This window comes from Acetobacter sacchari, assembly GCF_017377715.1.
Taxonomy (GTDB): Bacteria; Pseudomonadota; Alphaproteobacteria; order Acetobacterales; family Acetobacteraceae; genus Acetobacter; species Acetobacter sacchari.
On record NZ_JAFVMF010000007.1, the window covers coordinates 178,282 to 200,556 of the forward strand.

Below are 22,275 nucleotides of genomic sequence, written 5' to 3' on the forward strand. Positions count from 1 at the left end.
CGGATACGGGCAAACTCCGGCGTCAATTAAGGTATAGCCCGCGCGGTATGTATCGGGCGATCGAACCATGATGCGTCTCAAGCGCCTGACGCTTACGGAATTTCGTAATTACGACCGCTTTGTCTGGCGTCCCGCGGGATTGCCTGTAGTGCTTACTGGCGATAATGGTAGCGGTAAGACCAATCTTCTCGAAGCGCTATCTTTGCTGACGCCCGGACGTGGTCTTCGCGGCGCAAAAACCGGAGATCTGCGGCGCAGAGTTGCCGATGACGTTGATCCTGCGTCAGGTGGGTGGGGTGTCGCAGCCGCTTTTGAAGATGAGCGTGGCGGATTTGAAATAGGCGTCGGGCAGAAGCCCTCCCAGAATGGCGCTCGCGAGTTTCTGTTGAATGGCGCGCCGGCGCGTAATCGCAATGCGGTCACGGAATATTTGTCCGCAGTCTGGCTCACGCCGCAGATGGATCGGTTGTTTGGGGAAAGCGCTAGCGGAAGGCGTCGGTTTCTCGATCGTCTTGTCGTAGCGGTTGCGACGCACCACGCGCGGGAGTTGGCCGCATGTGAGCGCGCGACGGCGCAGCGAAACCGACTGCTGGCGACCATGCCTGGAGAAGATGTCTGGTTATCCGGTCTTGAAGACGCGATGGCGCGCCATGGCGTGTCGGTTGCCGCCGCGCGCCGCGATCTTGTTATGCGGTTGAATGCGGATGGCGGCTCTGGCTCTGACGACGCTTTTCCTGCGGCGGTGTTGAAGCTTGTGTGTCCGATAGCTGAGCGGCTGGATGTGGAGCCGGCTCTTGCTGTTGAGGAATGGCTGCGCGTCCGTTTGCGCACGGCTCGCGCGGATGACAGGCGGCGTGGGCAGGCGGGGTTCGGGGCTCACCGATCCGATTTTGGTCTGAGTGATCGCAGCAGCGGCAGGACGGCTTCGGACGCCAGCACGGGACAGCAGAAAGCGATGTTGATCGGGTTGATCCTTGCTCACGCGCGGCTGATGACCGAGACGGGTGTGGTCCCTCCGATGTTGCTGCTGGATGAACCGCTCGTTCACCTCGATCCTGTGCGGCGAGAAGCGCTGATGCGTGCTGTGTTGAGATTTCCAGCTCCCATATTGCTGACTGGAACAGATCGGGATCCGTTTGCGCCGCTGGAAGGACGCGCTGAGTTCATCCGGCTTGCCGGCGGCCAAATTGATTCGTCTTTTCATGAAGTTGGCGCCCCGGAGTCTGCGTAGGTCCTCTTGGGTTGAAATCTAGGAAATTCGATAGGGGCTGTGGAGGAAAAGCCGCTTTGTGGGGTGGCGAAGCTGGCGATTTTCCAAGGAAGAAGCTATGGTGGCGGCTCTGCCACGTCTTCAAGATCAAGTTCGGAGCGTTCCCCAAGTATGACTGATTTCGCCAAGTCGGCTTCGCCTGTCGAGAATGACGATTACGGCGCCTCATCGATCTCCGTGCTTAAAGGGCTGGATGCGGTTCGCAAACGTCCGGGCATGTATATCGGCGACACCGACGATGGTTCCGGCCTTCATCACATGGCTTTTGAAATCATCGACAACGCGGTTGACGAGGCGCAGGCGGGGTTCGCTACCCACTGCGAGCTCACGCTCAATGCCGATGGCAGCGTGACGATCCGTGATAATGGTCGTGGTATCCCGACCGATATGCACGAGGAGGAAGGCGTTAGCGCGGCGGAAGTAGTGCTTACGAAACTGCACGCCGGCGGCAAATTCAATCAGAATTCATACAAGGTCTCGGGTGGACTGCACGGCGTCGGCGCCGCCGTTGTTAACGCGTTGTCCGAGTGGATGCTGGTGCGTATCTGGCGTAATGGTCAGGAGCACATGATTCGTTTCCAGCACGGCGAACGCGACGCGCCGCTGGTGGTCGTCGGCCCGTCCGACGCTGAGCGTGGGACTGAGGTGACGTTCAAGCCGAGCGCTGCGACGTTCACAAAAGTTGAATTTGAATTCGCAATTCTTGAAAAGCGTCTGCGAGAGCTGGCTTTTCTTAATTCGGGCCTGAGAATTGCGTTGCGGGACGCCCGCACGGAAACGGTTCGAGAGGAAACGTTTTTTTACGAAGGCGGGTTGAATGCCTTTGTGGAGTGGCTTGATCGTTCGCGCACGCCAATCATGGCGCAGCCGATTACGGGCAGCCTCGAAAATGCGGATAGCGGCATCAAGGTGGAATTCGCCTTGAGCTGGAACGACAGTTACCACGAAACGATGTTGTGCTTTACGAACAATATCCCGCAACGCGACGGTGGCTCGCATCTCGCCGGATTCCGTCAGGCGCTTACGCGAATTGTCGGTAAATATGCAGAAAGCATCGCCAAGAAAGACGCTGCGTCGCTCGTTGGCGAGGATATGCGCGAAGGGTTGACAGCGGTGCTGTCGGTCAAGGTGCCGGATCCGAAATTCTCGTCGCAGACCAAAGATAAGCTGGTTTCGTCGGAAGTGCAGCCGGTCGTGCAAGTGGCCGCTGCCGACATGATCGGGCACTGGTTCGAGACGCATCCGAAGGAAGCGAAGCTCGTTGTCGGAAAAGTGTTGGATGCGGCTTCGGCGCGCGAGGCTGCGCGCCGCGCTCGCGAGTTGACGCGCCGCAAAGGCGTTCTGGATATTTCTTCGCTGCCCGGCAAACTCGCTGATTGTCAGGAACGTGACGCATCGAAGGCTGAAATCTTCATCGTCGAGGGAGATTCCGCAGGGGGAACGGCGAAGCAGGGCAGGGATCGGCGTTTCCAGGCGATTCTGCCGCTCAAGGGCAAGATTCTCAATGTTGAGCGCGCGCGTTTTGACAGAATGCTCGGTTCGGCGGAAATCGGCACTCTGATAACGGCCCTTGGAACCGGAATCGGTCGTGGCGAGGCTGATCAGGGCGGGTTCTCGATCGATAAGCTGCGTTATCACCGCATCGTCATCATGACGGACGCCGATGTCGACGGCTCTCACATCCGTACGCTGCTGCTGACTTTCTTCTTCCGTCAAATGCCGGAATTGATTGAGCGGGGTTATCTCTACATCGCTCAGCCGCCGCTGTATCGCGCCAAACGCGGTAACGAGGAGCGCTACCTGAAGGACGATGCCGCGCTTGAGCGGTACCTGCTCGACAAAGCTCTGAACAATGCGACCCTGACTCTTGGGAGCGGCCACGTTGTCGTCGGCGAGGATCGTGAGGCTGAGCTCTCGTTCATGCGCGACGCGGCGCGCTCAATCGCCCGTATTTCCCCCCGCGTTCCGGACTGGATTGTCGAACAAGCTGCTATCGCCGGAGTGTTTAATGCCGATCGGGCCGCTGCGCAGCTCAATGTTTCCGATCTTCAAAAACGTCTGGATGACGTGTCGGAGCCTTCCGAACGCGGCTGGAAAGTTGTGCTGAGCGATGACGGGCTTGAAATGGCGCGAAACGTTCGTGGCGTGGGCGAGGTCTATCGCCTGGACCCTACGGCGATGGTCGGCGTCGATGCGCGTTGGTTCGCCGCTAATGCAGAACGGCTGGCCCGCGACTACGGCGCCGGAGTTAAGCTGCACCTTGAGGGCGGCAGCGAAATAGCCGCCGCTGGTCCATCGTCTGCGTTTGGTCGATTCCTTGCGCAGGGACGCAAGGGTCTTGCGATCAATCGTTTCAAAGGTTTGGGCGAAATGAATGACGCTCAGCTTTGGGACACGACGCTTGATCCGGCCACGCGCACGCTTCTGCAAGTAAGGGTCGCGGATATCGAAGACGCTGGGGCGGTGTTCTCTACACTGATGGGCGACGTCGTCGAACCTCGCCGGGACTTCATCGTGGGCAATGCGTTGAAGGTCGCCAATCTGGACGTCTGAGAGCGTTGAGTCAGACTGCAGCTATGGGTGAGCTGGGGTCGCTGCTGCGACCCTAATCGTCTCATTTGTGAATAATGGCTACGATTACGTCATGAATGTCGAGCCATAATTCAGATCTATCGTAATCGCCAAGCTGAGCGAACATGGACGCATTTCTGAGCGCCGCGCTTTCGGCCTTGTAGCCAAACTCGCTCAGTAAACGCGCAGCTTCTGCTTTGATGTCACTCCTCATATCCTCATCTTGACCAACAACGAGACCGCATTGTGTCCCGCTTTGAAACAAACGGTGTGCTTTGTAAGCGTGGACGGGTGGATTGTCTCTGTGCGGGTTCGTGACCGCGTTGAGGCAAGGTCGGCGCGATCTGGGTGTATGAAGTCGGGGGGCGGTTTCGCTCCGGTTGGACATGAATGATTTCGCGAGCGAACGATAAGGCATTTCGAAGAGTCGTAGCTCTTTCGATACGACGGCAGTGTGGGCGCCTTGAGATTTCGCTATCGCGGTGTGACGATCTGTGGCGTTTCCACAAGAGGGAAAATATCGGCGTTACTGTTGCGAAGTCGCAAATATTTTCAACCAATCACGCGGTCGGACGACGCCGGTTGGCCGGGACAGATGAGGCGAAGTCGAGCGCCGTCCTGCCGAGCAAATGCCCGGGCAACATGGCGGAAATTAGACATCCTCCCGTTCAGAGCCTTTTATATGACGGACTTGGATCTCGTTCTTCGGCGCGTTCGTTCACCGACATCGGGCGGACAGACATCTAGTGATGAAAATTGGTAGCCCGTGCTAGCCGCCCCCGCCTGCCCGAATGTATTGTGTTGGCGACATTCCAACGTGGCGGGCAAAGGCGGTGCTGAACGTGCTTGCCGAGCCATAGCCGACTTGCGCAGCAATATGCTCGATCGCAAATTTTCTTGTTCGTAGAAGACGTTTGGCGAGCGCCATGCGCCATGCCAGGAGATATTCCATCGGTGAATGCCCGACGATACGCGTGAAGCGCGCAAAGAACGCCGAGCGGGACATTCCGGCCTCAGCGGCAAGATCGACAACGGTCCATCCATGCCCTGGCCGAGCGTGCATGGACCGCAAGGCCGAAACCAGACGCTTGTCCGCCAGACCCCGAGAGAGACTCGGTATCGACATGACGTCGGCCCCGCATCGCAGGGCTTCGATGAGCAGCACTTCGAGAAGACGTTCCAAAACAACCTCGCGTCCCGGCCGGGAATGACGCGTCTCGTCAGCCACCAGTTGCAGCAGAAGCGCGAGCCGAGGTTCGCCGCTGGCGACAATCATGCCCGGCAACAGGGAGACGAGCAACGCGGCGTCGGGAGAGGCGAAGCTGCAAAGGCCTACCTGCATCCTGAGATTTACCTGTTCATCAGTCGCTCCTACCCGAAAGCGCCCGTCGTCAATTTCCGTCGGCGCCATGATGATCCCATGCGGGGGCGCGTCGATGCTTTCAACGACATGATCGTTAGTCGAAGGGGACAGCACGAAATCACCCTTTCGCACGATGATTGGCGGTCGGCCGGACGACACGACCCGGCATTCGCCCTCAAGCACTGCAAAAAAAACCGGTTTTCCTTCGACGTTACGGTGGAGACGCCACCGGCCCGCATACTCGACGAGCTTGGAGTAACTGGCCGACGGCTGGAGCAGGGTCACGATCTCGGCGAGGGGGTCAACGTTCATAACAGGACGATCGCCAATGAATTCGAGACAGTCAAGCATAGATGATCTCGCGGATCGCGACCATATCTGCGCTGTGACAAACAAAACTGGAGTGCGTCTATGCCCACCGTTCTCATCACCGGCTGTTCCTCCGGCTTCGGTCTCGAGACCGCGAAGATGTTTCTCGAAAAAGGCTGGAATGTTGTTGCGACTATGCGCCGACCTTCGTCCGACATTCTGCCTGTGTCAGATCATCTGACGATCCTGCCGCTCAATGTCACCGATCCCGACAGTATCAGGGACGCGTTTGCGCAGGCCGGCGATATCGACGTGCTGGTCAACAATGCAGGGTTCGGCGCGGCCGCACCGGTCGAGCTGATCGAACCGGAAACCGCGCGTGAGTTATTTGAGACCAACACACTCGGCACGCTGGCGACGATGCAGGAGATCCTGCCAAAATTCCGAGAACGGCGTAGCGGTACGATCATCAATGTCACGTCGACGGTCACCCTCAAGCCACTACCTTTGGTCGGCGTCTATCGGGCAAGCAAGGCAGCCGTAAATGCACTGACTGAAAGCCTGGCGGTCGAAATGAAACCGTTCGGCGTGCGCGTGCATATCGTCCTTCCCGGCCGCTCGCCTGCGACGAGCTTTGGCAATAACGCCATGCCGCATCTGCGCGGCATGGATAACACTGACTACAAGCCGATGATCGAGGGTATGATCGCAGGCTTTCGCAAGGAAAGCGGTCCGCTCACCTATGCTGCCGACGTAGCGGCCGCAATCTGGCGGGCTACGATCGATCCGGGCGCACCGCTAAAGATTGCCGCCGGTGAAGATGCAGTACAGTGGATGGCTGAGGCCGAACAGCCATAATCGGCGGCCACACTCTTGGTGCGCGAACGGCTGCTCTTCGCGGTGTACAGCAGTCGTTCGTATAACGGCGCCGCGTTGCCCTGTTTCCTTCGGTGAACGGAACAGGCGTGCCTATCGTCGCGTTTGGCCGGTGGGTGTTGAGACAAGCTCACTTTAACATAAACGGCTTCCGGCGCTTGCTGGATGTTAACTGCTTCGCGAGTGCGACCGACTCTCGAGCTTCCGCAAGCGCTCCCTGTATTAGGGCTCAGTCCGAATCTGGACACAGTCGTTACATCAACCTCACACAACACGGTCGAGCGCTGGACGGTGAGTATGGTTGCTGTCGCCTAATATTCTAGAGCAAAACAAGAACATTGCGCGAAAATCAGGCGTCTCGATGCATCGTGCCGCCCTCCCACCGCGTGATTTGCCGGACGTGGACCTCCAGCCTATCTCGTCTGTTGTCGATATCGTTCGTGGTCATGAAGGCAGAAACGCACTTCATCGTGACCTTTTCGGCCTCGTCATCGAACAAGCGCAGAAGTTCTTCGACAGCGAGACGCAGGTCGAATAGTGCATTCGTATTTAGAAAATTTTCGATCGAATTCAATTCTATAAAATAATATAGAAATATAAAATTATAAATTTTTTCGCATTCTTGATAATTTTAGAAGGCGTATAATTTCGTATTATCTCCGATATCACTGTTTTGTATTAAGGTACAGATAATGACTAAAGATATAGCGATAGATAAAGAAAAAAGAGAGATGGCTAATATTGGGGTTCAGCTCGCCTCCGACATAAGGGAGAAAGCTTTATCCCTTGAGGACGCGATAGATATTCTTGTCGAGAGAATATCAAGCTTCATTTCGATATCAGTTGTCGAGGGAGGGTTGCCAATTTCCGAGGCGAAAGAGTGCGCTGCGGCAGCTTTGGAGGCCGGGGTCACTATTCTGGTGGCGTGAGCTTGTTTGCACGAAAACGGTAGGTTCGGTGATCTGGATCGCAGAGTGCTGATGCTGTGACGGCAACTCGATTACTGGTGCCCCAGGCGAGGACTCGAACCAATATTTAGGCAGTCAAAGTGCGTCGTCCGACCGATTGAGCGATCAGGCAATGTTGCTCCGGGCCAGGCTTGAGGCACCCCCCCCGACATAGGACCGGCATCCAGTCGCGATATCTTTTGATCTGTAGCCGCGCAGAATTACACGGGAAGGGGGAGAGGTAGAACGGAAAATGTCACGCGCACATTGCACGAACAAATTGTACGGATTGCGCTGACTCAGGGCCGTTGAAGTCATATCGCAATGGGTTTTGGTGACGGAAAATCACCTCAACGACGAGACGCTGTAAGATATTAGCATATTGATTTATAAGGATATTAAAAACCGGCGGATGGTGGGCGCAACAGGGATTGAACCTGTGACCCCTACCATGTCAAGGTAGTGCTCTACCGCTGAGCTATGCGCCCATCCGCTCGGTAGGCGGCTTCTAACCCCACTCGCTCCGAAGCGCAACCCTGCTACAGGAAAAGACATTCGCGTTGATCGACTCTGACGCCTGGATCGGCGCATTTCTCGCAGAATTCGAAGAAAAACAGGGGGTAAGTCGGGCGGGAAGCGAATCTGTCGGCGACTCACCGGCCGCCGAATCGGACCCGGTCACCCCTTTCGTGGTGGAAACGCCGAAAGGGACTGCGATTCCGCTTATCGTCTGCTCTCCCCATTCTGGACGCCACTACAACGCCGCCTTTCGAAAGCTCTCGCGGCTGTCACTTGTCCAACTCAGGGCCGGAGAGGATTTTTACGTCGACCGGCTTATCGCCTCTGCCCCAACGCACGGCGCGACGACCCTTCATGCGACGTTTCCACGTGTGGTTTGCGACGTGAACCGAGCGCCGCTCGATCTCGACCCCGCGATGATCAGCAACGGTGACAAGATTGGTCTGCGTCCGAGCGAGCGGGCGTTGGCTGGTCTGGGCAGCGTGCCACGTGTCGCCTCAGGCGGTCTTCCGGTCTATTCGGGCAAGCTGACGTTCGACCAGACGGCAGAGCGTCTACTCACGCTCTGGCGGCCGTATCATGCCGCTCTGGGGGAGCTGATAGCGCAGGCTCGGGCCGCGCATGGTTTTTGTCTGGTGCTTGATATGCACTCGATGCCTTCCGGATTGGCCGGGGCGGCTCAGTTCGTAATAGGCGACGCATTCGGCGCAGCATCAGAGCCGATATTTGTTGAGTCAGCACAGCGCAGTCTGCAGGCGATGCAATATCGGGTCGCGCGCAACCGCCCTTTCTCCGGAGGGTTTATCACGCGTCACTATGGCAGGCCGGATGATGGAGTCAGCGTCATCCAGATCGAGATCAGCCGCGCGCTTTATATGACGCGCCGAGTGCACGGCGAGTGGGGCGTTGCGGAGGAGTTTGAGGGGAAGATAGACGCCCTGATCGCCGACATGGCGCATTCGGTAAAGCGCAGGCTCTCGTCGTATCAACGTTCCGCTGCGGAGTAATGCGCATCCTGCGAGCAGGCGCACCGTCAGCCCTGCCAACCGATCCGATTGAGCGTCGCGAGCATATGCGGCGGGGGCGGGGCTATGGCGTCGACTGGCGGCGTAAAGGGAAGATGCAGCGCCCGACTGAGCAGATGCAGTTTCTGGCCATCCGGGGCGCCGTAGACGCCGTCCCCCACGATCGGGGTCCCCAGCGCTGCACAATGCACACGCGCCTGATGCGTACGTCCTGTGCGTAGCGTCAGTTCCAGCAAGGAGAATCCCCCTCCGGAAAAGAGGCTGCGCCATGCCGTTTTGGCGGGTTTGCCTTTCTCGTCGGCAATAATTTTCCATCCGTCGGGCGTGGTTACGCGCAGCAAGGGGAGGTCAATCTCACCTGCAGAGGCGCCGGGCGTACCCTTCACCACAGCCCAATATGTCTTACGTACGCGCCCCGCTGCGAAGAACTCCTGTGTTTCAATAAGTCCCTGTTTGCGCAACGCGATCACGAGACACCCTGCCGTGTCGGTGTCCAGGCGATGCGCCAACCATGGGCCGTCCCGTCGACGGCTCATCAGCGGAAACCAGTCTTCGACGCAGGCCGTGGCGGTCGGGCCCGCATGCGACGCCAAACCCGCCGGTTTGTTGATCACCAGCAGGCGCGGACTTTCGTAGAGCGTCTCATATGGTCGGGGCAGGTCCGCAAATGCGATCGTCGGGGCCCCTTCCTGTCGCGCATCGTGGCGCTGCACAGGAGCTTTACGCAATCCGGGGCGGCCACGCCCGGGCTTTGATTTACTACGTCGCACGTCAGTCATCGGCGCCACGTCCAATCAGAACCTTACGGCGTCCCACATGGTCGGCTGCGCTGACGATATTGTTCTTCTCCATCTGCTCGATCAACTTCGCGGCGCGATTATAGCCAATGGAAAGATGGCGTTGCACGAAGGATGTCGACGCCTTGCCCTCACGGATGACGATGGCGACAGCCTTGTCGTAGAGGCCTCCGTCACCGTCGCCGCCACCCCCTCCGCCTTCGAACGCCGCGGCGCCGGTTTCTTCCTCCCGTTCCGAAATGACGTCTTCGTTGTAGATAGGCTCGCCCTGTTCGCGGAGGAACGAGACCACGGCTTCGACCTCAGAATCCGCGACGAACGGGCCATGAACGCGGGTGATCCTTCCTCCGCCCTGCATGAACAGCATGTCGCCCTGTCCGAGCAACTGCTCCGCGCCCTGTTCGCCCAGGATGGTGCGGCTGTCGAACTTGCTGATCACTTGGAAGGAAATTCGCGTCGGGAAATTCGCCTTGATTGTGCCAGTGATGACGTCGACCGACGGGCGCTGCGTCGCCATGATGACATGGATGCCTGCGGCGCGCGCTTTCTGCGCAAGCCGTTGCACGGCAGAGTCGATTTCCTTGCCTGCGGTCATCATCAGATCCGCCATTTCGTCGATGATCACGACGATGAAGGGCAGGGGATCGAGCGTGAGCGATTGTTCTTCGAAGATCGGATTGCCGGTCTCGGGATCGTAGCCGGTCTGGACGCGGCGGGTGACTTCCTCGCCGCGATCACGGACCTGCGCCGCGCGTTCGTTATATCCTGCGATGTTACGAACCTGCAGATGCGCCATCGCCCGATAGCGCCGGTCCATTTCCCTTACGACCCACTTCAGAGCCGTGACCGCCTTGTTGGGTTCCGTAACCACCGGCGTCAGGAGATGCGGAATGCCGTCATAAATCGACAATTCGAGCACCTTCGGATCGATCATGATCAGGCGGCATTCGTCCGGGGAAAGACGGAACAGCAACGACAGGATCATCGAGTTGATCCCGACGGATTTGCCCGAGCCAGTGGTGCCCGCGACCAGCAGATGCGGCATCTTGGCCAGATCACTGAACACGGCGGCGCCAGCGATATCTTTACCCAAAGCCAGTTCCAGTCGCCCTGTCGGGCTTTTCCACTCCGGTCGATCAAACAATTCGGTCAGGTAGACCGTTTCGCGAAGCGCGTTGGGTACTTCGATGCCGATGACGTTGCGGCCGGGCACGGTCGCGATGCGAACGCTCAGCACCGACAGCGACCGCGCCACGTCGTCGGCGAGGCCGATCACGCGCGCCGCACGGATGCCAGGCGCGGGTTCCAGTTCATACAACGTCACAACAGGGCCCGGATGAATGTCGACGATCCGGCCCTGAACGCCAAAATCCGACAACACGTTTTCCAAAAGACGCGCATTTGCGTCCAGCGCCTCACGGGATGGCGCTGAATCGGCGCGCGACAGCGGCGGGGAACGAAGCAGCGACACGGGAGGGAGGGTCCATCCCGCGCCGGGTTGGTTCGCCGCATCACGTGCGCGTGCCTTGTCGCCGTGCCCGGTCTCGGCGTCTCGTCCGCCGAACAGGCGCGTCAACAGAGGCCTCCGGGGCGCCTCTTGAGGCGCGACAGGCGCGGGTTGCTCAGTCTGCGGGGGCTCGCGTCGGGCGTAATCCTGTGGAGGCGGCTGAGGCGCAGGCGGCGAGTACGGTTGCTCGTCTTCGAAGGCTTCAGGCTCCGGTGCGGCGTGTGGAGCTGGTTCAGTGACGTGATGGATTGGCTGTGGCCGAGGCTCTGCCGTGGTCGGGCCGGGAAGGGCGATCGCCGGAGCATCTTCCTCTCCCTTGACGCCGACCAACCTGCCGCTCCCTCGCGCCGCCGGGTAAGCCGCAGGCGACGGCGCCGTAATGCTGCCAGGTTGCGGAGCAGCCAGCCGCAAGGGCTCGTCGTTGATCTGGGCGGTCTTGGCGTTAGCAGCCGCTACTGCAGGTTCGGGACGAGGGGATGACGCTGTCGCCTCATTGCGACGCACGGCGGCGCGGCGGGCGTCGCTGGGGGGCGTCCAATTGGTTTCCGGCATTGGGCGGCCAGTATAGGATGGTGTCGCGCCGCCAGCATGGGCGTACGCTGTCCCTTGGCCGGCGGGCAACTCCTGTCGTCTCTGCATGGCGACATAGCGGCGCGCCAGAATGACTGGCCGAGAAGTGAGCCATAACGTGCTTCGGCCTGTAAACCGGCCCAGGGCTGACCATTCGCGTCGATCCAGTCCGAACGCCAGAGCGGCGAGCAGGAGAGCGAGCAGTCCACCCAAAATCCACATGAGTACGCCGCCCGCCGGGCCAATGGCGGAGGTTCCGGCGGCTATCGCGTTGCTGGCGATTGTTGCGCCTATACCGCCGCCGACCCCAGCGTCAGATGGCCATTCAGGAGCGTGGATGACGGTTATCAGTATCGGCCCGGCCGCAAGCAGCGCTCCGACAACGCACGGCAAGCACAACAACGCTGCGGCGCGCACAGGGAACACGCTCAGTCCGCGGTGGCGAAGCAGACGCCATCCCCAGGCGACAAGTCCGATGACGAGCATCGACGAGCCCAGGCCGACGCCCTGAACCAGGCTGTCGGAGAGGTAGGAGCCCGGCCAGCCGAGAAGATTGCTGGCGACGCGTGTCGTCGAAACGTCTGGCGAGGGGTCGAGCGGGTCGTAGCTCCACAATGCGCAGGACAGGGCCAAGGCGATGAGCCAAAGCAGGACGCCGCCAGCTTCCTCGCTCCGGCGTTGCAGCGCGGAGCGAAGGGCTGGAGAAGAAAGATTGGGCGTATTGAGACGGCTTAAACGCGCCAAGTGGTCGATCCTGAACCTGTTGCGAACCGGCGCCGCATAAATAACGCGCCGGGCGCCAGCATACCCCGATCCCGGCGCCTTCAGAAAGGCGGGACGCTGGCTCTTGGTCGATTATCGACACAAACGCGAATATTTTGTGACCGGATCTGCGGTTCGTGGGCTGCTTTGTCTCCCGAACGTCAAAATCGCTCGGGAGACGGCCGCATTCAGGCGGCGGACGCTTCGGACTGATGCGCGATTACCGGACTCTGACCGCGCCGCGGCGTAAACGTTCCGCGTCGCAACGCTGCTTCGATATCCTCGAGCGACGCGCCCGCCGTTTCGGGGACGAGGAAATAGACGAAGGCCGTGCAGGCGAGATTGACGCCTGCGTAGACCCACATCGTGCCGCCAAGCGAAACAAGTTGCACGAGCAGCAGCGCAGTGGACGTCACCAGCAGATCGCTGCCCCAGAGAACGGCCGCGTGCAGGCTGGTGGCGGCGCCACGCATAGGCAACGGAAACATCTCAGCGCCGAGCAGCCAGCCGACGACCTGAATGCCGCCAGAGTTGAACAGCATGAACAGCAGGAGAAAGGCGACCGTGGCGTAGCTGCCGATAGAGCCTTTGTCCGGATGGATGGCGAACATGATTCCAAGCCCGATCAGGCTGAGCACCGATCCCGGTCCCATGATCAACACCAGACGTCGTCGTCCGATCCTGTCGACGAACAGGCATCCCAGCAGGGTCATGACGCAGTAAACGATCGAGACCCCGAGGCTGGCCAGCAGCGCCGAGGACGAACCGAAACCTGCATCAGACAGAAACGTCGGCGTGTAATAGATCATCATCTCCAGGCCGCCAGCCTGCGTGAAGAAAGCGACGCCGAGCGCCGCGATCAGCGCGGGACGCACCCATGCGTGCGACAGGCCGCGCCACCCACGCTCGTCCTCTTCGATCGCCGACGCGTTCTGATGGATTTCGTGCAGTTCCTTTCGGATCTGCTTACGGGAGGTTCGGACACGGCTCAGTTGAGTCACGGCCGACTTGACGCCCTCGTTTTCCGCCGTCCAGCGTGGGCTTTTTGGCATGAAGAACATGCAGATGAAGACGAACGCAGCCGGAATGGCCGCGATCGAAATCATGGGCCGCCATCCCCAGGCGTCGCGCATCGCGAAACCGACGATATTGGCCAGCAGAATGCCAATGCCGATCGCGACGTTGAACATGGTGACCAGATTGCCGCGCCGTTCGGGCGGAGCCAATTCGGAGATATAAGTTGGTACGACCTGCGTGGCGCCGCCAACGGCGAAGCCAAGAAACACGCGGGCCACGATAAGCGAGATCGCGTCGGGCGCCATGGAGCATGCTAAGGCGCCGACAACGAACACGGCGGTCACCAGAATGACGGAGGTCCGACGCCCAAAGCGTTCGGAAAACCACCCCATGCCGACCGCGCCGATCGTGGCGCCTGCGAGAATTGCCGAAGCGACGGCCGATTGCATGCCAGTGCCGAGGTTGAAATCGTGCGTCATCAACAGCAGGGCGCCGGAGATGATGCCGGTATCGTAGCCATAGAGACCGCCGCAAATGGCGGCCACGGTGGCTGCGATCCAAAGCACCCAGCGGGCGTTAGGCGAAAGTTCTGCGGCGTCTACCGCCTTCGTAACGGCGGGCGAAATCGCCGTTGCGGGATTGGACGTGGTCTCCAACAATGTGTCTCCTTACGGTTTTCCGCGCGCGCCAGCTTCATGAAGAAGATCCGGCGGCGAGGGCGTCGGCCATGGACTCGAGACGTAGCCACATGTTGCGCAGTGGTTCCCACTCATCGCCTTCAGCCACATGGGACCAAAGGGATTCGACCGTCTCGATCAGCAGGTCGCAGGGCGCATCGGCCCCAAAATACGCATGACCCAGATCGACGCCGGACGCGGGCGCGCGGGATTGCAGCAGTGAACGCACGGGAACGAACGAAGGTTCGTTATAATAAGTTGCGCGCGCACTGGCGTCGGCCCGATGGCGCGACGCCTCACCTCCATACCAGTCATAGGGCAGGAAATGGAAGGGAATTGAGGATTTTACGAGGAATTCGGTGACGGCTAGCCTCAGGTCTCGATCACTTTCCGGGCCGAGCGACGCCACGCCGAGCCGTCTTCGCCATGCCTGATCCAGTTCGGTTTCGTAATTTTCAGGAAACCTGGAAAGAATCTCGTTCAGCGCTTCATGCGGCGCTAGCGCCAGCAAGCATTCCGCCAGCCGCGCGAGATTCCACATCAGCGCCTGCGGTTGTCGGCCATAGCTGTAGAGTCCGCCGTGATCGAAATACGCTGCGGTGAAGTTCGGATCGTAACGGGGCAGGAAACGCCATGGGCCGTAATCGAAACTTTCGCCAGTGATAGCGATGTTATCCGTGTTCAGCACGCCGTGGACGAAACCGGCGGCCATCCACTGCGCCCCGACGCGCGCGACACGTTCGCCGATGGCGCGGAACATGACGAGAGCAGGATTGTCCCCGTCGCTTACGGGAAGGGTTGGATAGTACGTGGTGAGCACGTAATCGATCAGCGCTGAAATGGACTCCACGTCCTCATGTGCCGCGAGACGCTGAAAGGTGCCGATGCGGATGTGAGAGTGGCTTAGCCGCACCAGCACAGCGGAGCGCGTGGGGGACGGTTCGTCGCCCCGCGTCAGCTCTTCGCCGGTTTCGATCAGGCTGAACGCGCGCGACGTATCCACGCCGAGGGCTCCGAGCATGGAAGCAGCGAGAATTTCGCGCACGCCGCCTTTCAGGGTCAGCCGCCCATCGCCGCCGCGCGACCACGGCGTTCGGCCGCTGCCTTTCGTTCCAAGGTCGAGGAGGCGCCCCTGATCGTCTCGTAGCTGCGCGAACAGAAAGCCGCGCCCGTCGCCGAGATCGGGGTTGTACTGCCGGAACTGGTGACCGTGATAACGCAGCGCAAGTGGTTGCGGCAGCGAACCGGGCAACGGCTCGAAACGACCGAAATGCCTGACCCATTCGGGGTCAGTGAGGGCGGCAAGGCCTACGGACGCTGCGGCGCGCTCATTGCGATAGCGCAGGATGTGCAGCGGGAAGTGCGCGGCCTGAACAGGGTCGTAGAATTCGGCGCCGAGGGAGAGGTGATCGGTTGCCGGTCGGTACGTCGGCGAAACGGGCATTGTAGGAAACCTTCTACAAAACTCACTTTCCGCAGCGGGATAGCGTGTTTCTACGTGATTGTGCAGAAGCGATGTGGCGGTTGCGCGCGTGAGTGTCATGGTTACGTCGCGATATGACACGCTACGACACAATATGTTGCCGAAACATCACATGGCGAGATTTAACGACTCAACAATGGGTTGAGGGGCAATTACCCGATTGCAACATATTCGACATGTTTGTCATGCATGGGTCATTCCGGACGACAAGTCCGCACATCTCGCCAAAGTTCGGTGAAGTATGAAAAATGTCAAAGTAATAACTAAAAAAACATCACTTTTTCTTGGAGCCGCGCTTCTTGTTTCGATGCCTGTCATTGGAAGTGGAGTTGCTGATGGCGCAACTAAAAGTAAATCATCGCAACGAAAGGTAAAACACACCCAAACCCACGCCGTAACGACACCGGCTGCTCAAGCTCCTCGTATTGTAACAAACTCCGCTCCTGCAACGCCGGCGGCGGCGGCCCGCAGCTCCGCCCTCTCACGCCCCGCCGCGACGATGGACGGTGGCAGCGAGGCGATCGTTGTGACCGGTTCGCTCCTGCGCTCCGCACGTAACACCGATTCCAACCCGGTTCAGACCATCACGTCGAAGCAAATCCAGCAGACGTCGGCCGTTACGCTAGGTGACTACCTGCAGCGTCTGCCTTCGATCGGCAATTCAGGCGCCGCGAACACGCAGACCAACGGTTTTGGCGGGGTGTCGTGCACCGATTTGCGCAATCTTAGCAGTACGCGCGTGCTCGTGTTGGTGGACGGCAAGCGAACGACCCAGGATCCCGGCGCGGCTTGCGTCGACCTGAACACGATCCCGGTCGAGCAGATCGCAAGCGTGGAAATTCTCAAGGATGGCGGCTCGGAACTTTATGGCGCGGACGCTGTTGCTGGCGTCATCAATATCAAACTGCGTCACGACCTGAATACAGGCAATATTACGATCCGTGGCGGCCTGACTGACCACGGAGACGCGCGTACGGGTCTTATTTCCGCCTATAAAGGTTGGAATTTTGATCATGATCGCGGAAACATTACGATTAGTGGTCAATATATGACCGTGGGGCCGGTCATGCAGCGGGATCGCTCCTGGGCGAATCCGGTGCAGGCATCTAACGATCCGGGCGTGGCTCCGATTTACGGGTCCGGTTATTCTGCCGGCATGCGGGTTCTGAGCGGCCCGGGAGCTGGCTTGATAGCCAATAGCGACGGTTCAGGCTTCCACAACTTTACGTCGGCTGACCGCTATAACTACGGTAATGACCAAAGTCTTTCTAATTATCTGCAGAGTTCGACACTATCTGGCGATATTCATTACCGGGTGAATGATCACTTCATCCCGTATGCTCAGGTCCGGTACACACATAAATCCGCTGCTACGTCGATGGCGGCGTCGCCGGTTGCAGGAAGTATCTACCCGTCCACGCTGTCCAATCCGCTGACGCTTCCTGGCAACGCCCCCTATAATCCGTGGGGCGAGGATGTCGTTACGCAGAAACGTTATACGGACTTTGGTGGCCGTCGTTCGGAAACTGCAGTTGACAACTTGCAGGTCATGGGGGGCGCACGTGGCAACATTGTCGCTAACTGGGAATACGATGCGTCGATGACGTACGGCGTCAGTCGTGCGAGTTATGATACGGAAAATATGGGAAATTACCGACATATTCTGGAAGAGTATGGTATTCGTCAGCTGGATCCTAGTGACCCGGGTAGCGCAGTGACCTACGATCCGACGGTGTGCACCTCCCAGCGCGGATGCGTGCTGCAAAACCCGTTCGCGCCTATGTCGGCGCAGGCCGCCAATTACGGCAAGTTCACCCAACATGACACTGCGCAGTATATGCTGCGCGACTTCAACCTTCGCGTGAACAATGATCGCGTCGTGAAGATGCCGTATGAAAACGGCGGACAGCTCGGTCTGGCGTTTGGTCTTGAGCATCGTAGCGAACAGCTGAGCTACACGCCTGACATCCTCGCGCAGTCCGGCGACACGACCGGCAATACGCAGGCCTATTCCGGTGGCGGCTTCAATGCGACCGAGGTCTATGGCGAAGCAAAATTGAACCTGCTGCACAATGCATTCCTCGCGCGTGACCTTACGGTCGACGCTCAGGGCCGTTGGTCGCACTACAACACGTTCGGCAACACGCAGAACTGGAAGGTCGGTATTGACTGGGCCCCGACCCGGGATATTCGCTTTCGCGGCACTTTGGGAACCTCCTACAGACAGCCGAATGTTTATGAGCTGTATGGTGGTCAGTCGCTCGGCTACGCAGCTGCGACCGATCCCTGCGCGCAGGTGTCTTCCTACGCCGGTCTTGCTGCGAACGTGATCGCCCGCTGCCAGAGAGACGGCATTAAGAACCCGGCGACCTTTGAAGTGGCTAATTCGGGGCAGGTACCCGCGATCAGCGGCGGCAACGCGAAACTGTCTCCGGAAATGGGCCGCACCTACACGTTCGGCACGGTCATCACGCCGCGCTGGATTCCGGGCCTCACGGCGTCCGTCGAATACTGGCACTACACCGTCAAGAACGAGATCAGCTCTGTGCTCGCGCAGTACGCGCTTGACGGATGCTACACGGGAACAGCGACGCAATACTGCAGTGCGATTTCGAGAAACTCCAACCAGCAGCTTAATTATGTCACAACGTTGGACGAGAATCTCGGCGGCCTGAAGACTTCGGGCATCGACTTTGATCTCGATTACCACGTTCGCGTTTCGCCGGTCGACGTGCTGACGCTGTCAAACAACTTCCAGCAGATCGTGAGTTATCTTCAGCAGAACGAGCCCGGCGGCCCGTGGTACAATTACGCAGGGCGGCTGTTCTTTGCCGGATCGTCGGGCGTCGGCGGCACGAACGGCATTCCGCGTGTGACGAACTACACTACGGCGTCCTGGGCGCATGATAACCTGACATTCACTTACATGCTGCACTACACCGGGGGCATGGTGTGGAACGATGGAACCAACGATCTGAACCGCCAGACGGCGGGACAGTGGAAGACGCCGGGCATCTTCACACATGACGTGACGGTCAACTACCGCTTGCACAAATGGAACTTTGAAGTTGGTGTCAACAACCTTCTCGACAAGAAACCGCCCTTCGTATTCGATGCGGCGACCAATACCGCCAATGCGATCTATAGCTCGGCCATCATCGGTCGGTATGTTTTCGCTCAGGTTGGTCTCGACTTCTGATCGTTCGTTCCTAGTGTGAGCGACTGCAAGGCCGCCATCTTCCGATGGCGGCCTTTTTGTTGGCGCGTCCCCCCCCTGATGGGGCGTCGTCTCGCGTTCGTCGCTCGCGCGTTCTTAGATCGCTCGGGAGAAGTCTTACGGTGCGTCATCCGGATTGAAGCAGCTCAGCACGGCCTGCCTCGTCACGTCTCCGATTGAACGTGGACTCCAGACGGGCGCGTTGTCCTTATCGATGAGCCGCGCACGTACGCCCTCCATAAAATCAGGGCGGTTGAGCAGATGTCCCACCAGACGCGTTTCCTGCGCAAAGGCCTCTTCTCGCGTCACGCCGCCTTGCAGCGCGTTCCAGGCCAGCCATGTGACGTGTAGCGAAAACGGGCAGGCGCCACGCAGGATTCCAAGATCGGCAGCAGCCCAGTCATGCGCGTCTTCGTTCTTCGCGAGAGTTTCGAGACGCGCCATAAGCAGGGGTAGGCCCTCAAAGGGCGAAACATTGCGGAAGTCGTAGGTCTCGTTGATCACGTTCGATAGAGAAGGAGCGGCCGGGGCTGAAGCAAATGACGAGAGCAGGTTGTCGACGCTCTGCGGAGCCTCCGTCGACAACGTGTCGAAAAGGTCCGCAAGCGCGTCGGAGGCGATGGCGTGATCCGCGAACCCAAGCGCCACGGCCTGCGCGCCCGATATACGGCCCCCGGTCAAGGCGAGACGTAATCCGTGCATGCCCGGCGCACGAGCAAGCAACCAGGAGCCCCCCGCGTCAGGCGTCAGGCCGATAGCCGTCTCAGGCATCGCGAGCACGGAACGCTCGGTGACGATCCTGTGCCGGGCGTGCGCTCCAAGCCCTACGCCGCCGCCCATCGTGATCCCATCCATGACCGTCGCCACCGGCTTGGGGTAGGATGCGATCGCAAGCATGGTCACGTAAGGCACGGACATCTCGGCCAGTGCCTTACGTGGCCCTTCACTCTCGATTATCGCCCTGATGTTTTTGATATCGCCGCCAGCGCAGAACGCGCGGGGCGAAGAGCTGTCTATCAGGACGATCTGGATGCCGGGGTCGTCTCTCCATGTGTCGAGCGTCGCGAGGATTGCTCGCGCCATGGGCGGATCAACTGCGTTCAGGCTTTTGGGGCGATCAAGTGTGATGCGGCCCACATGACCGCGCCGGTCGACGAGTATCGGGTAGGGGGAATGGTTCATCGTGGAGCCGCCGCTTTATCTCTCAACCGGCTGGGCCGGTTTTGCCTGCACTTTTATATATGGTTGTCGGAGGTCGCCTAATCTCTTACGGGTGAGTGCTTGTGCCTCCAGACCGCAGTGAAAATCGCGCGCAGGCGGAGGCAGTGCAGGAGGGATCGCGTAGGTGTCCGTAGATGCGGCAGTATTCCGTGAAGCCATGTCGCGTCTGGGCGCGGCGGTCACGATCGTCACCACGGGGAGTCTGGACGCCCCGGTTGGCTTCACCGCCTCTGCAGTCTGTTCGGTTACGGACACGCCCCCGACATTGCTGGTTTGCCTGAACAGGTCCACACGCGCCCGACCGGCCTTTGTGGATTTCGGAGCCATCTGCGTGAATGTGCTTTCCGCGGGGCAGGACGCCCTGTCGAACCATTTCGCCTCGCCGATGGAGATGTCGGAGCGATTCGCTCTTGGCCACTGGAGAACGTTGGAAACCGGCGCGCCGACGTTGGAGGAGGCGGTCGCCAGTTTCGATTGCCGCATTACGCAGATGGTCGAGGTCGGCACGCATACGGTGATTTTTGGCGCGGTGCAGGCGATCCGCCTGGGCGGAGACGTCGGGGGGCTGGTTTATTTTAACCGCGCCTATCATCATTTGCCTTATATCAGCGCAAAATAGAGCGCGTTACGCCTTCATGCGGGGGCGTAATTTCGGTTAATCGTTTGTCGAACTTGCCCCGCTCAATCAGCTTCAGCGACGCAGGATCGATTTCAGGCATCAGCGGAGACGGGTTCATGGCGAAGCGTAAGGCAAAAGACGACGCGCCGGTCATCAGCGTGCGCGCTCTGGTCTATATGCATGTGGTGATGTTGATCGTCGTCGCTTTGCTCGCCTGGCTGGACTGGTCTCTGCCCAACTGATCGAGCAGTCTGACGCTGGGGGGCGGCCCTTCGCTTGTGGCTGGCGGATGCGTTTCGATGATGACGCTTCTGCCTACGCGCCCGCGGCCCCGGCCCACGAAACTGGGTAGAGCCAGGCCGTTTATCCGGCTCTCGCCGTGTGGGGCCATCCACGCCTATGCGCCGAGGGACGCAGTCTGGCGCGTCAGCAACCTAAAGAAGCTGTTTAATCGGGTAAAACCGCAGCCAGACCAAAAGCTTGGGGTTGGCGTAGCAAAGACGCAATGAGAAGGGACGCTAGCTGGACTGCAAATGATCGGCTGCAGGCTGGGGCGCCGCCTCGGGCGCGCCGAGACGGGGCACTCGTCCATGATGGCCGAAATTGACGACCCGCGCCTCGACAGCGCGAAGGCGACCAAAGATGTGGGATTTTATCGCCCCGACCCCGAGCGCGCTGCCGAGAAGCGGGCCAGCGAGATAAATCCAGAGCGACGTCCAGTTCCGATCAAAGAGCGCAGGCCCAAAAGATCTGGCGAAATTCGTGCTGTCTCCAGATATCCAGGCGAAGATCGGGTTCATGGCGAAGAAATAGATCGCACCGATCCATGGAGCGATGAAATGCAGACGGGGTTTCGCCGCAGCATAGTAAATTGCCAGAATAAGGCCGAACGTGACGACGGTTTCGGTCGCCGCCACCCAGCCCGGGTCAAGCGTTGGATTAGGTAATGTGGCCGCGTAATGCCCGGCATGAACAAAGTTGCCCCAACCCGGTATCAAAACTGCGGAGGCTGCCACGCACGCGCACCCCGCGACTGCGCCAACAATTTGCGCGCAGCAATATCCGGTCAGATCGAGCGGCTTTAATTGCCCGCCAAGAGAGAACGCCAGCGATACGGAGGGACTGAGATGCGCGCCGCTGACTTTTCCGAAGCGGGTCATGGCGGCCAGAGTTCCTGCCCCGCCGAAGCACAGGCCGCAAAGTGCAGTTTGCAGTAAGGGGCGCCGGCCGAGCCACGCGCCGACGGACCACGAGGGCGCGCTCAGCAGCGTGTTGGTCGTCACGCCGATAATCATCAGCACAGCCGTGGCGATCGCCTCGCAGGCGTAAAGTTTCCAGTGTAACGGGTGGTCCGGATGCGGCTCTCCGGCCAAAGGGCGGTCCTCAAGCTCCTTCCGGGTGAAGTGAATGTGCGGGAAATGAATATGTGGAAGTCGAGCATGGCGCGCTTCGTGGCGACGGTCGGTGTCCATAGGGGCCGGGCCTCCCTGTCGATACGTTGATGAGTAATGACATGGCGTGGAAA

Annotated in this window: 17 protein-coding genes and 1 tRNA gene; 9 read left to right on the top strand and 9 right to left on the bottom strand. The window is 59.5% G+C overall.

Features of this window, described 5'->3' with window-relative positions; translation table 11 throughout:
- The first annotated feature begins 67 nt into the window (after positions 1-67).
- Together recF and gyrB are read left to right on the top strand one after the other, a co-directional pair.
- Entirely contained in the window at positions 68-1,231 is a 1,164-nt protein-coding gene (gene recF, locus J2D73_RS08150) for a DNA replication/repair protein RecF (RefSeq protein ID WP_207881095.1), read from the top strand.
- 150 nt (positions 1,232-1,381) lie between these two features.
- Positions 1,382-3,823, top strand: coding sequence for a DNA topoisomerase (ATP-hydrolyzing) subunit B (gene gyrB, locus J2D73_RS08155; protein ID WP_207881096.1), 2,442 nt, complete (start codon positions 1,382-1,384; stop codon positions 3,821-3,823).
- 61 nt (positions 3,824-3,884) lie between these two features.
- On the opposite strand, the gene J2D73_RS08160 is transcribed toward gyrB, so the two are convergent.
- Together J2D73_RS08160 and J2D73_RS08165 are read right to left on the bottom strand one after the other, a co-directional pair.
- The gene (locus J2D73_RS08160; RefSeq protein WP_207881097.1) at positions 3,885-4,055 is read right to left on the bottom strand and encodes a hypothetical protein; all 171 of its coding nucleotides are present in this window, start codon (positions 4,053-4,055) and stop codon (positions 3,885-3,887) included.
- 555 nt (positions 4,056-4,610) lie between these two features.
- Positions 4,611-5,516, bottom strand: coding sequence for an AraC family transcriptional regulator (locus J2D73_RS08165; RefSeq protein WP_207881098.1), 906 nt, complete (start codon positions 5,514-5,516; stop codon positions 4,611-4,613).
- 99 nt (positions 5,517-5,615) lie between these two features.
- On the opposite strand from J2D73_RS08165, the gene J2D73_RS08170 reads away from it, so the two are divergent.
- From J2D73_RS08170 to J2D73_RS08180, 3 genes are all read left to right on the top strand, one after another.
- Positions 5,616-6,371 (top strand): SDR family oxidoreductase, encoded by a 756-nt coding sequence (locus J2D73_RS08170; protein ID WP_207881099.1) that lies wholly within the window; start codon positions 5,616-5,618, stop codon positions 6,369-6,371.
- A 379-nt stretch (positions 6,372-6,750) separates the two neighbouring features.
- Entirely contained in the window at positions 6,751-6,927 is a 177-nt protein-coding gene (locus J2D73_RS08175) for a hypothetical protein (protein WP_207881100.1), read from the top strand.
- 154 nt (positions 6,928-7,081) lie between these two features.
- Positions 7,082-7,318 carry a hypothetical protein gene (locus J2D73_RS08180; RefSeq protein ID WP_207881101.1) on the top strand — a complete coding sequence of 79 codons (237 nt, stop codon included), beginning with the start codon at positions 7,082-7,084 and terminating at the stop codon, positions 7,316-7,318.
- Positions 7,319-7,749: 431 nt separating this feature from the next.
- Here the strand turns inward: J2D73_RS08180 and J2D73_RS08185 are convergent.
- A tRNA-Val gene (locus J2D73_RS08185) sits at positions 7,750-7,824 on the bottom strand.
- Between the two features lie 72 nt (positions 7,825-7,896).
- Here J2D73_RS08185 and J2D73_RS08190 point away from each other — a divergent pair.
- Positions 7,897-8,862 (top strand): N-formylglutamate amidohydrolase, encoded by a 966-nt coding sequence (locus J2D73_RS08190; protein ID WP_207881102.1) that lies wholly within the window; start codon positions 7,897-7,899, stop codon positions 8,860-8,862.
- Positions 8,863-8,888: 26 nt separating this feature from the next.
- Here J2D73_RS08190 and J2D73_RS08195 read toward each other — a convergent pair whose 3' ends face one another.
- The 4 genes from J2D73_RS08195 to J2D73_RS08210 all read right to left on the bottom strand — a co-directional run bounded on the left by J2D73_RS08195 (position 8,889) and on the right by J2D73_RS08210 (position 15,654).
- Positions 8,889-9,659: an RluA family pseudouridine synthase gene (locus J2D73_RS08195; protein ID WP_207881103.1), complete on the bottom strand. Its 771-nt coding sequence runs from the start codon at positions 9,657-9,659 to the stop codon at positions 8,889-8,891.
- Entirely contained in the window at positions 9,652-12,498 is a 2,847-nt protein-coding gene (locus J2D73_RS08200; protein ID WP_207881104.1) for a DNA translocase FtsK, read from the bottom strand. The genes J2D73_RS08195 and J2D73_RS08200 overlap by 8 nt, the downstream gene beginning before the upstream one ends.
- A gap of 206 nt (positions 12,499-12,704) precedes the next feature.
- Positions 12,705-14,159, bottom strand: a complete 1,455-nt coding sequence (locus J2D73_RS08205) for a sugar porter family MFS transporter (RefSeq protein ID WP_207881144.1) — start codon at positions 14,157-14,159, stop codon at positions 12,705-12,707.
- A gap of 67 nt (positions 14,160-14,226) precedes the next feature.
- Positions 14,227-15,654 carry a protein adenylyltransferase SelO gene (locus J2D73_RS08210; RefSeq protein WP_207881105.1) on the bottom strand — a complete coding sequence of 476 codons (1,428 nt, stop codon included), beginning with the start codon at positions 15,652-15,654 and terminating at the stop codon, positions 14,227-14,229.
- Between the two features lie 346 nt (positions 15,655-16,000).
- Here J2D73_RS08210 and J2D73_RS08215 point away from each other — a divergent pair, with 346 nt between their 5' ends.
- Complete coding sequence (locus J2D73_RS08215) at positions 16,001-18,892, top strand: TonB-dependent receptor plug domain-containing protein (protein ID WP_243429770.1); 2,892 nt, start codon at positions 16,001-16,003, stop codon at positions 18,890-18,892.
- Between the two features lie 135 nt (positions 18,893-19,027).
- On the opposite strand, the gene J2D73_RS08220 is transcribed toward J2D73_RS08215, so the two are convergent.
- Positions 19,028-20,092 carry an enoyl-CoA hydratase/isomerase family protein gene (locus J2D73_RS08220; RefSeq protein WP_207881107.1) on the bottom strand — a complete coding sequence of 355 codons (1,065 nt, stop codon included), beginning with the start codon at positions 20,090-20,092 and terminating at the stop codon, positions 19,028-19,030.
- A gap of 196 nt (positions 20,093-20,288) precedes the next feature.
- Here J2D73_RS08220 and J2D73_RS08225 point away from each other — a divergent pair, with 196 nt between their 5' ends.
- Together J2D73_RS08225 and J2D73_RS21025 are read left to right on the top strand one after the other, a co-directional pair.
- Entirely contained in the window at positions 20,289-20,750 is a 462-nt protein-coding gene (locus J2D73_RS08225) for a flavin reductase (RefSeq protein ID WP_207881145.1), read from the top strand.
- Positions 20,751-20,866: 116 nt separating this feature from the next.
- Positions 20,867-20,992, top strand: a complete 126-nt coding sequence (locus J2D73_RS21025) for a hypothetical protein (RefSeq protein ID WP_279380904.1) — start codon at positions 20,867-20,869, stop codon at positions 20,990-20,992.
- A gap of 276 nt (positions 20,993-21,268) precedes the next feature.
- Here J2D73_RS21025 and J2D73_RS08230 read toward each other — a convergent pair whose 3' ends face one another.
- Positions 21,269-22,222, bottom strand: a complete 954-nt coding sequence (locus J2D73_RS08230) for an MIP/aquaporin family protein (protein WP_207881108.1) — start codon at positions 22,220-22,222, stop codon at positions 21,269-21,271.
- Positions 22,223-22,275: the final 53 nt, after the last annotated feature.

Coding starts and splice junctions, on each gene's coding strand:
- J2D73_RS08165 (WP_207881098.1), bottom strand. CDS start 5,516: ATGAACGTTGACCCCCTCGCCGAGATCGTGACCCTGCTCCAGCCGTCG.
- J2D73_RS08160 (WP_207881097.1), bottom strand. CDS start 4,055: ATGAGGAGTGACATCAAAGCAGAAGCTGCGCGTTTACTGAGCGAGTTT.
- J2D73_RS08170 (WP_207881099.1), top strand. CDS start 5,616: ATGCCCACCGTTCTCATCACCGGCTGTTCCTCCGGCTTCGGTCTCGAG.
- J2D73_RS08210 (WP_207881105.1), bottom strand. CDS start 15,654: ATGCCCGTTTCGCCGACGTACCGACCGGCAACCGATCACCTCTCCCTC.
- J2D73_RS08180 (WP_207881101.1), top strand. CDS start 7,082: ATGACTAAAGATATAGCGATAGATAAAGAAAAAAGAGAGATGGCTAAT.
- J2D73_RS08220 (WP_207881107.1), bottom strand. CDS start 20,092: ATGAACCATTCCCCCTACCCGATACTCGTCGACCGGCGCGGTCATGTG.
- J2D73_RS08195 (WP_207881103.1), bottom strand. CDS start 9,659: ATGACTGACGTGCGACGTAGTAAATCAAAGCCCGGGCGTGGCCGCCCC.
- gyrB (WP_207881096.1), top strand. CDS start 1,382: ATGACTGATTTCGCCAAGTCGGCTTCGCCTGTCGAGAATGACGATTAC.
- J2D73_RS08225 (WP_207881145.1), top strand. CDS start 20,289: ATGTCGCGTCTGGGCGCGGCGGTCACGATCGTCACCACGGGGAGTCTG.
- J2D73_RS08230 (WP_207881108.1), bottom strand. CDS start 22,222: ATGGACACCGACCGTCGCCACGAAGCGCGCCATGCTCGACTTCCACAT.
- J2D73_RS21025 (WP_279380904.1), top strand. CDS start 20,867: ATGGCGAAGCGTAAGGCAAAAGACGACGCGCCGGTCATCAGCGTGCGC.
- J2D73_RS08175 (WP_207881100.1), top strand. CDS start 6,751: ATGCATCGTGCCGCCCTCCCACCGCGTGATTTGCCGGACGTGGACCTC.
- J2D73_RS08215 (WP_243429770.1), top strand. CDS start 16,001: ATGCCTGTCATTGGAAGTGGAGTTGCTGATGGCGCAACTAAAAGTAAA.
- recF (WP_207881095.1), top strand. CDS start 68: ATGATGCGTCTCAAGCGCCTGACGCTTACGGAATTTCGTAATTACGAC.